Origin of the sequence: Streptomyces sp. NPDC002564 (assembly GCF_042889645.1) — a bacterium.
GTDB lineage: Bacteria > Actinomycetota > Actinomycetes > Streptomycetales > Streptomycetaceae > Streptomyces.
The window spans coordinates 1,111,971-1,124,249 of record NZ_JBIARE010000001.1 but is presented as its reverse complement, the minus strand read 5'-3'; the positions used below and the strand labels follow the sequence as shown (position 1 = coordinate 1,124,249).

Below are 12,279 nucleotides of genomic sequence, written 5' to 3'. Positions count from 1 at the left end.
TAGTAACTGTCGATGGGAAACCGCCACGGGCTTGCCCGTGGCGGCGGGTGTTACGCCTTGGCCGCGGCCGGGGCGCCGTCGGCGATCAGCGGCTCGACCTCGCGGACGACCTTGCGCTCGACGAAGAACGCGGCCGTCGGGATCGTGCCGGAGACCAGCACCCACAGGAGCTTGCCGAAGGGCCACTTCGCCTTGGACCCCAGGTCGAAGGCGAAGATCAGGTAGATGATGTACAGCACGCCGTGGACCTGCGAGACGACGAGCGTCAGGCCCTCGCCCTTCTCGAAGCCGTACTTGGCCACCATGCAGGCGCACAGGATCAGGAGCATGACGGCGGTGACGTAGGCCATCACCCGGTAGCGGGTCAGGACGCTGGATTTCATGGCTACGAGCGTAACCGTCCCGCGAACCCCCGCGGACACGGCCCCGGGGCGGCGTGACGCACGCCTCGGCCCGCGGCGCCGGGCCTCAGCCCTGGTCCTCGAAGTCCTCCGCGGCCACCCGCAGCGGCCGGAGCATCGCGAAGATCTCCGCGCACTCCTCGGCGTCGTACACCCCGAGCCCGAAGTCCATCGCCATCAGCTCGCGGGTGGCCGCCTCGACGACCTCGCGGCCCTTCCCGGTGATGGAGGCGAGCGTGCCGCGCCCGTCGTTCGGATTCGGGCGCTTGGCGACCAGGCCGGATTTCACCAGGCGGTCCACGGTGTTGGTGACCGACGTCGGGTGCACCATCAGACGCTCGCCGATCTTCGACATCGGCAACTCGCCGGCCTGCGAGAACGTCAGCAGCACCAGCGCCTCGTAGCGCGCGAAGGTCAGTCCGTACGGCTTGACGACCGCGTCGACCTCGGCGAGCAGGATCTGGTGCGCGCGCATGATCGAGGTGATCGCTCCCATGGCCGGGACCGACCCCCAGCGCTGCTTCCAGAGCTCGTCGGCGCGGGCGATCGGATCGAAGGGGAGGCTGAGCGGCTTCGGCACGGCATCGACCTTACCCGCCGGTCATATGCTGGTCAGCCCCGTCTCGCAATTCGGGCGTACGTTCCCTCCGGCGCTTTCCGGTACGGACCCGGGCGCCCCCGGCCGGGACCCGCGTGCGCCGCACCTCCCGCGCGAGGAGCAGACAGCACACCGTGCCGAGGGCCCCGGCGCCCGTGACGACCGTGCTCACCGCGAAGAACTCGGCGGCCAGTCCGGCCAGCGCCATGCCGACGCCCTGGAGCGTCATCAGGCCCGCCGTGTGCACGGTCATCGCGCGCCCCCGCAGCCCGTCGGGCACGGCGTCGACGAACCAGCGGTCCAGGCCCAGCGTGTACGCGGATCCGGCGCCGGCCAGCGCGAGGACGGCCGGCGCGAGGAGCAGGCCCGGCGTGAGCGCGTACGCCAGGAGCGGCACCAGGGTGAGGCAGGCGAGCGGCAGCACGATGCGGGCGCGGCCGTGCGCGGACAGCGCCGAGCCCGCGTACAGCTCACCCGCGATGGTGCCCACCGGCAGGGCGCACATGAGCAGGCCGACCCCCGCGACGCCGACGCCGATCTCGTCCGCGTAGGGCGCGGCGAGCACCTCCGGGGCGACCAGGAACATCGGGGGCACCCAGAAGAGCAGCAGCAGGGCCCGCACCCGCCGGTCGCCCAGGACCTGCCGGGCGCCGCCCAGCGAGTACCGCACCAGCGCGCCGCCCCCGCCCCCGCGCGCGGGCCGCCGCCGCGTCCCGCACCGCAGCAGCACCGCCGACACCGCGAACGTGCAGACGGTGATGACCAGCGCCCCGCGCGGGCTCACGACGGTGAGCAGCACCCCGCCGAGGCCGAAGCCCACCAGCACGGAGCTCTGCGAGACGATCCGCAGCAGGGAGCGGCCGAGCACGAACAGGTCGCCGTCGCCGAGGATGTCGGTGAGGGTCGCCATCCGCGTGCCGTTGAAGACCGGCGCGACGAGCGCGATGGCGCAGCGCAGCGCGAGCAGTCCGGCGACGGGGGTGGCGGGCAGCGCCATGAGTCCCGCGCACCCGGCGCACACCACGTCGCAGACGACGAGCACCCGCCGGGGCGGGTACCGGTCCGCGATGCCCGCCAGGAGGGTCCCGCCCACCAGGTACGGGAGCATGCCGAGCGCGAAGGTCAGGGCGCTGAGCAGCGGCGACCCGGTGAGCCCGTAGACCAGCACGGTCAGCGCGATCTCGCTGACGACGACGCCGAGCAGCGAGAGCGAGTGCGCGGCGAAGACGGCGCGGAACTCGCGCACGGCGAAGACGCGGGTGTATCCGGTGGGGTCGGCGGGCGCTGGGTCCGTGGCGGGCATGGGGTTCGTGGCGGGCATGGGGTTCGTGGCGGGCATGGGGGGAGCCTGGCGCGGGACGGGGCGGCGCCCTAAAGTTTCGGGCCCAGCCGAATCTTCGCCGCCCGCTCCCGGAGGGCCCGTGCCGTTTCATATCCACTTCGGGCAGGACGACCTGCTGCGCTGCCGGTTCGCGGTGTCGCCGCTGTGGGAGACCCAGGAGGCCGTCCGCACCCTCAAGCGGCCCGAGCGCCACGCCTACCACCCGCGGTGGCTGCGCCGGATCCGTGCGGCGAGCCGCGGCCTCGACCTCTCCGGGCTGTGGCTCCTGATGCCCCGGCGCGGCCACTCCCCCGACTTCCTCGGGCCGCCGCCGATCGGTCCCGCGGCCCGCTTCGACGAGGAGATCGCGGCCGTCCGGGCGTCCGACCCCGCCGCCGCGGCGGACGACATGGCGCGGGCGCTCGCCTGCACCCCGGGCGCCGCCGAGTCCCCGAAGGGCCGCGCCCTGCTCGCCGACCCGGCCGCCGCCGTCCAGGACCTCGCGGACGACATGACCGCGGCCTGGCACGCCCTGATCGAACCGGACTGGCCGCGGCTGCGCGCCCTCCTGGAGGCCGACGTCGCCTTCCACTCGCGGCGGCTCGCCCAGGTGGGCCTCGGCGGGCTGCTCCCCGAGCTCGACCACCGGCTGACGTGGGACGCGGGGACGCTGACCGTCGAGTGGCGGGACGAGCACGTGCGGCACCTGTCGGGGCAGGGGCTCGTCCTGATCCCGAGCGTCTTCTCCTGGCCGGACGTGATCAGCGGCTTCGACCCGCCGTGGCAGCCGACGATCGCCTATCCGGTGCGGGGCATCGCGGGCCTGTGGGCCGAGCCGGGCGACCGTGCCCCCGAGGCGCTCGTACGGCTCCTCGGCCGCGGCCGGGCCGGCGTCCTCGCCGCGCTCGACGCGCCCGCCACCACCACGGGGCTCGCGCACCGGCTCGGGCTCGCGCCGTCCTCGGTGTCGGCGCACCTGGGGGCGCTGCGGGACGCGGGCCTGCTGGTGTCGCGGCGCTACGGACACCAGGTGTTCTACGAGTGCACGCCGCTGGGCATCGCGCTCGGCACCGGGGGCGGTGTGGCACAAGGGCGCGATTAGTCCTTTATGTAACGATTGCCGGGCTGACTGACCGTCACTGTCACCACCGTCACCGTCACCGTCGCCCAAGGGGGCTGGATGCACCGGCTGCTCCGCACGTTCACGGCCCTCGCGGCCCTCGCCGCCCTCGGGCTCCCGACGGGCTGCTCCTCGGACTCCGGGTCCGGCACCACGGACACGTCCGCCGTGCGCGGCCCCTCCACCGACGCCACCCCGCCGCCCCGGGGCGCCTTCTGGGTCGACCCCGACAGCCCCGCCGCCCGCCAGGTCAGGCAGTGGCAGGAGCAGGGCAGGGAAGGGGACGCCCAGGCGCTCAAGCGCATCTCCGAACAGCCCATGGCGGTGTGGCCGGCCGGGGACGACCCGGCCCCCGACATCGACGAGGCCACCGGGGGCGCGGCGAAGGCGGGCCGCACCGCGGTCCTCGTCGCCTACAACATCCCGCACCGCGACTGCGGCCAGCACTCCGCGGGCGGCGCGGGCAGCGCCGACTCCTACCGGAACTGGGTGGACGCCTTCGCGCGGGCCATCGGTGACGCGCCCGCCCTGGTCGTCCTGGAGCCCGACGCGATCCCGCACATCGTGGACGGCTGCACCCCGGCCGAGTACCACGCGGACCGCTACCAACTGCTCTCCGAGGCGATCCAGCGGCTCAAGCAGCAGCCGAAGGTCAAGGTCTACCTCGACGCCGGCAACCCCGGCTGGATCTCCGACGCCGGCAAGCTCACCGAGCCGCTCCAGAAGGCGGGCGTCGCACAGGCCGACGGCTTCTCGCTGAACGTCTCCAACTTCCAGAGCGACGGGACGACCAAGGCGTACGGCCGCACGCTGGCCGGCACGGTCGGCGGCAAGCACTTCGTCATGGACACCAGCCGCAACGGCAAGGGCCCGCTGGCCGGCGACCGCCAGGACGCCTGGTGCAACCCGCCGGGACGCGGCCTCGGCACCCCGCCCACCGACCGCACGGGCGACCCGCTGCTCGACGCCGTCCTGTGGATCAAGCGGCCCGGCGACTCGGACGGCCCGTGCCGGGGCGGCCCGGCGGCCGGGCAGTGGTGGCCCGACTACGCGCTGGGCCTCGCCCGCAACGCCCGGGCCGCCTGACCGCGGGCGGGGGCGGCCCGGGCGTGCGCGCGCCGGTCAGCCGCCCTCGCCGACGTGGACCCACTTCGCCTCGGACGACGTGCCGTCCCGGTCCGTGACGAACAGCATGTACCAGCCGGGCGGCACCAGCGCCGCGTCGCCGCGCGGCACGTCCACCGTCACCGACCCCTTGCCCTTGCTGACCCCCAGGGCGATCGAGCGCTGCTCGACGTCGGTCGTGTGCGTCACCGCGCTCGGCCGCATCAGGCGGGCCGACGCGATGCTCCCGGGGTCGTCGGTGCGGAACGTCGCGCGGCCGTTCGCCGGGATCCGCTCGGGACCCTCGCCGAGCACCGGGCGCCGTGCACCGCCCTTGTGCAGTGCGGGCGGCGTGAAGATCTCCATGCGCTGCTCGAAATGGCCGAGCTTGGTGTTCTGCTCGTTGTCGTAGAGCGGGTCGGAGCCGAAGGTGGCGACCCGGCCGTCGGGCAGCAGCAGCGCCTCGGAGTGGTAGTTGCGGCCCACCTTGGGCGAGGCCGCGTCCCGGAAGGCGTTGCTCTTGGGGTCGTAGAACTGCGCCTTGAGGATGTTGCTGGAACTGCGCCCCCGGTAGTCGCCGGAGCCGTTGGCGGTGAACACCGAGTCGTCCGGCATCAGCACGCTGTTCAGGTAGCGCGTGCCCTGCGGGAGTTCGGGCCCGGTCTTGAATGAGGGGCTGTCCTCCTTGAGGTCGATCACGGCCGTGCGCCGGGTCGCCTTCTCGGACTCGCCCACTCCCCCGCCACCCATGATCATCACCTTCTGGTCCTGCGCGGGCGGCAGCAGCACGGACGCGGACGTCTCGGTCTGGTCGAGGTCCTCCAGACCCGGGACCTTGTCGAACTTGTTCGTCTTCAGATCCCACAGACCCGGCTCGCGGCCCTTGTCGGCCGGTCCGTAACCCGCGTTCGAGGCCGGGTAGAAGAGCTTGCCGCCCTTGGTGAGGAAGAGCGCGGGATAGGTCGGGAAGTACCGCTTGGGACCGTCCGTCCACTTCTTCGTCTTCGGGTCGTAGATCTCGTTGTCGCCCGGGTCGATGACACCCACGTCGTCCAGACCGGACACCGCGAGCACCTTGCCGTCCGCCAGGCCGACGAGCGTCGGGTACCAGCGGGCCTTCGCCATCGGGTCGACGGGGACGTACTTCTCGGCCTTCGGGTCGAACTCGTACGCCGCCTTGATCCCCTGGAAGTCCTGCTTCTCCATGTCGATCTTCTCGGCGATGCCGTACGTGTTGTCGGCCTCCTCACCGGTCAGGCCCTCGATCTCGTACTGCGCGGACTTCTCGGTGACCGACTGCTCGCCCGGCTCGACCGCCTCGACGAAGACGCGCATCTCGCTCGCCTTGACCTTCGTCTTCCAGGGCTGCATCACACCGGACTTGGAGTACGTGATCTCGAAGTCCCGCTTGGCGCGGGGCACTTCGACGTCGAACTTGCTGCGGTACTCGATCCCGGACGGCGAGCGGAACGTGGTGCCCTTCTTGAGGACCACCGGCTTGTCCGGGTTCTCGTTCTTCACCCGCATGCCGCCGCCGGCCCGGTCCACCTCGCCGTCGAGGAGCTCGTAGCGCGCGGTCCCGCCCGCCACGAGAAGGCGTCCGTCGGGGAGTTGGGCATGCCCGGAACAGAAGAAGTCCTCGGGCGTGGCGATCTTCTTGAAGGTGTTCTTGGCCGGGTCCCACAGGACGGTGTCGAACGACCCGGCGTCGAACTTCTTCTGCTCGTTGCCCGATCCGGCGACGATCAGCACCTTGCCGGTGTGCAGCAGCGCGGCGTGGATGGCGTTGGTACGGAACTCCTCGGGGATGTCGATCTGCTTCCAGGAGCCGTACTTGGCCTTGTAGCCGGGCCGCGAGATCTTGTACGCGTAGTACTGCTCCTCGGCGAAGGAGAGCGCGGCGGGCGCGTTGAGTCCCACGAGGAGGACGCCGGCGCCGACTCCGAAGAGGGTCTTCCTGGTGCGCTTCGAGGGGCGGTAGGCCATGGGTCAGTTCCCTCCTGTCGTCGTGCCGGTGGCGAAGGCGGGCGCGGGCTCGCCCTCTGTGCTCTTGCCGTCTCCGCCGTTTCCGCCGTTTCCACCGCTTCCGCCGTGGGCTCCGCTCTCGCCCTCCGCGCCCCGCAGCCCCGCCGTCTCCCGCCGGGCCGTCTTGCGCGCCTTGCGCTCCCTGACCAGCGTGCCGCTCCAGATGGCCACCGGTGCCAGCGAGATGACCAGCGCGAGGACCGCCCAGGTGCGCATCGCCACGTGCGTGTGGCCCAGGACGAAGGAGGCGACCAGCGAGCTGATCAGCACCGCCGCCCAGAACAGGTGGATGCGGAAGGTCAGGAGCCGGTCGGGGCTCGCGTCGCCGCCCTTGGGCGTGACCACGAAGCGGCTGGGGCGGCGCAGGAGGGCCGCGCCGAGCGACTTGGCGTAGATCGGCGCGGAGAGCGCCGACATCCCCATGCCCGCGAGGCCTCCGGAGCCCTCCGGCTCGTGCGGGGACACGTTGTGCCGCCGGTTCCAGAGGTAGAGGCCGACCTGGAGGGCCGCCGCGTCGCTGTAGAGCATCAGCCACACGGATGCGGCGACCTGCGTGCCGCTGGCCCCGAACCACAGGAACAGGACGCAGCTCAGGATGCCGAGCAGCCAGTTCACCGCCGTCATCGGGTAGTACACGAGCATCAGCGAGTACGAGAAGAGGCGGCCGGGCGGCATCGTGAACGGTGCCTTCCAATACTGCTTGAACAGCGTCTCGTAGGTGCCGCGCGACCAGCGCATCTGCTGGGTGAAGAAGTCCGTCCAGGAGGCCGGGCCCTCGCCGACGGCCAGCACGTCCGGGGTGTAGACCGAGCGCCAGTGCCGCCTGGTCGCGGGGTTGCGGTGGCGGTGCAGCTCGAAGCCCGTCGCCATGTCCTCGGTGATCGAGTCGTGCAGGCCGCCGATCTGGGTCAGCGCGCTGATCCGTACGACGTTGTTCGTGCCCACGAACATGGGGGCGCGGTAGCGGTTGCCCGCGCGCTGGATCAGCGCGTGGAAGAGGAACTGCTGCGACTCGGCCGCCTTGGTGACCGGGGTCGTGTAGTTGCCGTAGACCTGCGGTCCCACGACGAAGGCGACGTCCGGGTCGCGGAAGTAACCCATCATCCGCTCCAGGAAGTTGGGGAGCGGGACGTGGTCGGTGTCGACGGACGCGAAGAAGTCGTAGTCCGCGTGGTGCATCGCCAGCCAGGCGTTGTAGTTGCCGTGCTTGGTGCGGGCCTTGTGCGGGCCCTTCTTGCGGTTCCACTCGGCGATGCCGTTGCGGGTGAAGTGCCGCACCCCGAGCTCCTCGCAGAGGGCCTTCGCCTCGGGGCCGTCCCCCTCGTCCAGGAGCCAGACGTCCAGGGGGCCCGGGTGGTGTATCCGGACGGCGCCCTCGAGGGTCGCCCGGACCATGGAGAGGGGCTCCTTGCCGGGCACGTACGTGGTGAGGAAGGCGACGCGGGTGCCGGCCTCGGGGAAGACGGGGATCGGGTCCCTCGCCACCATCGTGGCGTGGGCGATCGATATGACGTTGACGAGCATGAAGAGCTCGATCAGGCCGATCGCCACGAGCATCGTGATGTCCAGGCCGATCAGCCAGCGGTCGGCGCCCTCGCGTTCGGTCCAGTGGGTGGGCCAGACGAGGTAGACGAGCAGGATGCCCGTGAGCACGGGGGCCAGGGTCATCAGGAGTACGGCGCGTATTCGGTGGGGCTCGCCGGAGAGGAGCTTGCGGTACTGGACGCGGTACGTTCCCGACGTTCCCGCGCCACTGCCGCCTTCGCCGTCCGGCTCTGTGAGCGGTCCGGCGAGCGTGCTGTGGGTCTCGTAGTCGTAGCCGTCCGGCTGCCGCACAGCGCCCTCCAGGTTCTGGTGATCGAACGAGCCGATACCCATACAAAAAGGGAGATTTGTCGGCGTGTCGAACGGGGTTCGCCCGTGCGAGGGGTTTTATGGTGGGCGGATTTGCCGGGGTTGCGGGCGGGGGCGCCTTGGGCGGGGCGCCCCGGCTCGGTTCGTGGGGCGGGGCCGCGGGGGTATGTGCGTACTCGCTATCCCTGCGCCCCGCTGCACGAACAAAGACGCCATGGTGCGCTCGGTGCTCCGTGCGCACATACCCCCACGTCCCCTCGCGTCTCGCGTGCGGGTGCGGCCCGGTGGGGGCTGTCCCCCGTAAGTCCCCTCGACCGGAGGGGTGGGGGGATTTCCCCACCCACCCGCCCCCACCCAGCATGGGGCCATGCCCATCCGCCCCCGCTCCCGCTCCCGGCACGAGGTGAGCCCCTCCGCATCCCCCGCCCGGCATGAGGCAGTACCCACCCGGCACGAGGCGAGCCCCACCGCCCCCACGCCGAACACGAGGCCAGTACCCGCCCCCGTCCGGCACGAGGGCAGGCCCACCCACCCGGCATGAGGTAGCACCCCCCGCCCGGTACGAGGCGAGCCCCATCCACCTCCCCCCCCGCCCGGCACGAGCGCAGTACTCCCCCCGCCCCCGTCCCCGCCCGTCGTGAGGCGGGACCCACCCGCTCCTACTCACGCCGCACGGCGCGGGGCAAACGGGTGGGTGGGTGGGAGAGACCTGCTCCTACTCCCGCAGGGCGGTTCGGGGTGAACGGGTGGGTGGGTGGGAGAGATCCGCCGCGCAGCGGCGGGGCTGTTCGAGCCCGCAGACGGGACCGGGGAGAAACCCCCGCCCGCCCCCGGGGCCATGAGGGAGACGGCGCGAGGCCTACGCCCCAGCCCGGCGCAGCCGATGGCGGACGGCCCGCTGCGCGAGAGGCCCGAGGTCCTCGACGGCCGTGACGAGGACCGACAGCTGGTCCAGCGCAGCGAGCGCCCGCTCCGTACCCTCCGCATCGACCCCCTCGTACAGCTCCATCCCCACGAAGGACGCCGCCACCGCCCTGGCGAGCCCCTCGGGATCCACGAACTCCCCGAGCGGCGACCCGGACAGCACCCGGACCAGGACCTTCTCGATCTCCTCGATCCAGAGGGCGAGCCCGGCCGCCGTCGCCGCGGCGAGCCGGGGCTGCGTCTGCGCCCCGGCGAGCAGCTGCCCGAGCACGGCCACGTGCCCGGCCTCGCGCTCCGCCTCGTGCATCTCCCGCCCGAAGGCGAGCAGTTCGGACAGGGACCCGATCCCGGCGAGCCGCTCCCCGTAGAGGGAGACCCGCTGCTCCGTCCCGTGCCGGCACGCCTCCGCGAGCAGCTCGTCGACGGAGCCGAAGTGGTAGAAGACGAGGGCCTGGTTGACCCCCGCCGCCGCGGCGATGCTCCGCGCCGACGCCTTGGCGATGCCCTGCTCGGTGAGCGTGCGCAGCGCCCCGTCGAGCAGCTTGGTCCGCGTCTCCCGGCTCTTGGCGGGGTCCTTGGCCGCACTCACGCGCGGGCCTCCTCGCGGACCGGGCGCAGTCCGGGCCGGACGCCGCAGGCGCGGACGTCGTTGTACGTCGCCCTGAAGGACCCCTCGTACCCGAAGAGCGGCCCGAAGTGCCGGTTGGTGACCCGCACCCGGATGCGGAAGCGGCCCGTCGCGTCGTCGTAGGACTCGCGCACCTCGGCGTCGCCGCCGATCAGGCCGGGGACGCGGCAGTCCACCGGGCCCTCCCGGAAGCGGTGCGTCCCGGAGCGGATGAGCAGCGAGCCGTCGGGCTCGGCCCGCAGGTGCAGGTCGCTGGCGAGGTGCTGGTGCGTGCCGAGGTAGTCGAGCACGCGGTCGCCTTGGGGGCTCAGGACCATCTGGGCGTCGAAGCGGCGGGGTCCGCCGGGCAGGTCGAAGGTGCGCACGAAGCTCACCGTCTCACGCCCGTACGTGTCGGCGTACGGCACGTTCTCGATGACGAAGGGCACGTTCCTGCCCTGGCGCGGGACGAGGATGTTGCGGGTGCCGCCGACCGCGAGGAACGGCTTGACGAAGCCGCGGCCGTGCCAGATGCGGTCCATGACGCCGCGGCCGGTGCACGCCTCGCCGCTCGCGAGGCCGACGGAGAACCGCCGCCGCAGCTGCGGGTGCAGCCGGTCGAAGTCGGCGCCCAGGACGGTGCGGAAGATGGACGCGGGCTGGTTCACGGGTGCTCCTTGGCGAGAGGGGTCCGGGTCGCGGGTGCCGTACGGCGGGCGAGGGTGTCGAGGATGCGCGGGGCGCGCGCGGGTTTCGGCGGGGTGCGCAGACAGCGGCGGGCCGCCGGGGTCGTGGGCAGCGGCGGCAGGACGAGCATCAGGGCCGCCGTGGCCAGGGCCAGCAGGGGGACGAAGGTGACCGCGGCGGCGACGCAGAGGAGGCGGGCGACGGCCTCCGCGATCGCGTGCCACCGGGCGCGCTCGGGGGTGATGCCGCGCTCCAGCCAGAGCCGGAGGCGGTCGAAGGACCAGGCGGTGGCCCAGCCCATGAGGGGGCGGAAGAGCACGCGGTCGGCGAGCCGTCCGAGCCGGCCCCAGCGCGGCAGGTAGTCGTAGCCGGTGACGAAGCGGATGCCGTCCTCGCCGGGTACGTAGCGCCAGTAGCCGCTGCCCTCCGCGAGGAGGGAGAGCGGGTGCGGGGACGCGAAGCGCAGGGCGGAGGTCCTGGTGCCGTCGGGCCGCCGCTTCTCCCCCGCGGAGACGCCGGTCCCGGCGACGGTCAGGAAGGGCAGCACGCGCGTGGCGTACCGGAAGTGCTGCGGCTCGCCCTCCTGGCACGGGAGGTAGTCGATCGCGGTGAAGCGCAGGTCCCAGCGCTGGTGCGCGCCGGGTTCCTGGGTGCGTGCCCAGAGGTCGTCGAGTTCGGCATGGATCCGCGCCTCGATGTACAGGCTCACGGTAAACCCCCACGTCAGCGTCTATTTGAGCGAGTGCTCAAACAGAAGATACGCATTTTTGAGCACTCGCTCAAGATGGGGTTGGGGTGAGCTGGATCTCCCGGACACGGAAAAGCCCCCGCCCGGAAGGGCAGGGGCTTCGTCCGGCGGTGCCGGTGCTATTAGGCGGAGAGGTGACGCTCCACGGTGGCCACCTTGGCGGTGAGGCCGTCCGTCACACCGGGGCGGATGTCCGCCTTCATGACGACGGAGACGCGCGGGGCCCGCGCCTCGACCACGGCGACGGCGCGCTTGACGACGTCCATGACCTCGTCCCACTCGCCCTCGACGGACGTGAACATCGCGTCGGTCCGGTGGGGCAGTCCGGACTCACGGACCACGCGGACCGCGTCGGCGACGTACTCCCCGACGTCCTCGCCGACCCCGAGCGGGGTCACGGAAAAGGCGACGATCATGCGTTCACGACCCCTTCCTTGCGGGCGCGGGAGGCGATCACCGCGGACTCGGCCTCGCGCTTGAGCTTGCGTTCGGCGAAGAAGCCGCCGGTCGGCAGGACGGAGAGGACGAAGTACAGGGCGCCGGTCTTGAGGTCCCACTTCGTGCGGTTCCAGGCGTCCAGCCAGAACACCACGTAGAGCACGAAGAGCACGCCGTGGATCATGCCCATCGCCGGCACGGCGTTGAAATCCGTGGTCCGCTTGAGCACCGAGCAGACGAGCAGCAGCAGGAAGGAGACGGCCTCGGGGGCCGAGACCAGGCGGAGGCGGCGGAGTGCGGAAGCGGTCTTGATGTCCACGGGTCACCTTCGGTGGGGTGGGGCGTCGGCAGGGGTCGGCGCTCGGCGGCATCGATCTTGTGAACGGACGCACAAGCGACCCCCATTGTGACATCGGGGTGTTCTCGGGGTTCGCTCAGGGCCCTTCACCCTG

12 protein-coding genes are annotated in these 12,279 nt (G+C 72.1%); 2 read left to right on the top strand and 10 right to left on the bottom strand.

Going from position 1 to position 12,279, the window contains the following annotated elements:
- Positions 1 to 50 precede the first annotated feature (50 nt).
- From ACFYXE_RS05275 to ACFYXE_RS05265, 3 genes are all read right to left on the bottom strand, one after another.
- Positions 51 to 383, bottom strand: coding sequence for a DUF3817 domain-containing protein (locus ACFYXE_RS05275; RefSeq protein WP_361177941.1), 333 nt, complete (start codon positions 381 to 383; stop codon positions 51 to 53).
- A gap of 85 nt (positions 384 to 468) precedes the next feature.
- Positions 469 to 981, bottom strand: a complete 513-nt coding sequence (locus tag ACFYXE_RS05270; protein WP_361177939.1) for a MarR family transcriptional regulator — start codon at positions 979 to 981, stop codon at positions 469 to 471.
- A gap of 10 nt (positions 982 to 991) precedes the next feature.
- On the bottom strand, positions 992 to 2,338 hold the full coding sequence (locus ACFYXE_RS05265; protein WP_389308972.1) for an MFS transporter: 1,347 nt from the start codon (positions 2,336 to 2,338) through the stop codon (positions 992 to 994).
- An 82-nt stretch (positions 2,339 to 2,420) separates the two neighbouring features.
- On the opposite strand from ACFYXE_RS05265, the gene ACFYXE_RS05260 reads away from it, so the two are divergent.
- Positions 2,421 to 3,422 (top strand): DUF5937 family protein, encoded by a 1,002-nt coding sequence (locus ACFYXE_RS05260; protein WP_389308970.1) that lies wholly within the window; start codon positions 2,421 to 2,423, stop codon positions 3,420 to 3,422.
- Between the two features lie 78 nt (positions 3,423 to 3,500).
- Positions 3,501 to 4,526 (top strand): glycoside hydrolase family 6 protein, encoded by a 1,026-nt coding sequence (locus ACFYXE_RS05255; protein ID WP_389308968.1) that lies wholly within the window; start codon positions 3,501 to 3,503, stop codon positions 4,524 to 4,526.
- A gap of 36 nt (positions 4,527 to 4,562) precedes the next feature.
- Here ACFYXE_RS05255 and ACFYXE_RS05250 read toward each other — a convergent pair whose 3' ends face one another.
- The 7 genes from ACFYXE_RS05250 to ACFYXE_RS05220 all read right to left on the bottom strand — a co-directional run bounded on the left by ACFYXE_RS05250 (position 4,563) and on the right by ACFYXE_RS05220 (position 12,146).
- Positions 4,563 to 6,530, bottom strand: a complete 1,968-nt coding sequence (locus tag ACFYXE_RS05250) for a galactose oxidase-like domain-containing protein (protein ID WP_389308966.1) — start codon at positions 6,528 to 6,530, stop codon at positions 4,563 to 4,565.
- A gap of 3 nt (positions 6,531 to 6,533) precedes the next feature.
- Positions 6,534 to 8,447, bottom strand: coding sequence for a glycosyltransferase family 2 protein (locus ACFYXE_RS05245; protein ID WP_389308964.1), 1,914 nt, complete (start codon positions 8,445 to 8,447; stop codon positions 6,534 to 6,536).
- Between the two features lie 835 nt (positions 8,448 to 9,282).
- On the bottom strand, positions 9,283 to 9,936 hold the full coding sequence (locus ACFYXE_RS05240; protein ID WP_361180963.1) for a TetR/AcrR family transcriptional regulator: 654 nt from the start codon (positions 9,934 to 9,936) through the stop codon (positions 9,283 to 9,285).
- A complete protein-coding gene (locus tag ACFYXE_RS05235; protein ID WP_389308961.1) occupies positions 9,933 to 10,622 on the bottom strand; it encodes a DUF4166 domain-containing protein in 690 nt (229 codons plus the stop codon). The genes ACFYXE_RS05240 and ACFYXE_RS05235 overlap by 4 nt, the downstream gene beginning before the upstream one ends.
- Complete coding sequence (locus ACFYXE_RS05230) at positions 10,619 to 11,350, bottom strand: hypothetical protein (protein WP_389308959.1); 732 nt, start codon at positions 11,348 to 11,350, stop codon at positions 10,619 to 10,621. Before ACFYXE_RS05230 ends, ACFYXE_RS05235 begins: the two co-directional genes overlap by 4 nt.
- A 161-nt stretch (positions 11,351 to 11,511) precedes the next feature.
- Positions 11,512 to 11,805, bottom strand: coding sequence for an MTH1187 family thiamine-binding protein (locus ACFYXE_RS05225; RefSeq protein ID WP_389308957.1), 294 nt, complete (start codon positions 11,803 to 11,805; stop codon positions 11,512 to 11,514).
- Positions 11,802 to 12,146, bottom strand: a complete 345-nt coding sequence (locus ACFYXE_RS05220) for a DUF3817 domain-containing protein (protein WP_361180959.1) — start codon at positions 12,144 to 12,146, stop codon at positions 11,802 to 11,804. Before ACFYXE_RS05220 ends, ACFYXE_RS05225 begins: the two co-directional genes overlap by 4 nt.
- Between the last annotated feature and the right edge of the window lie 133 nt (positions 12,147 to 12,279).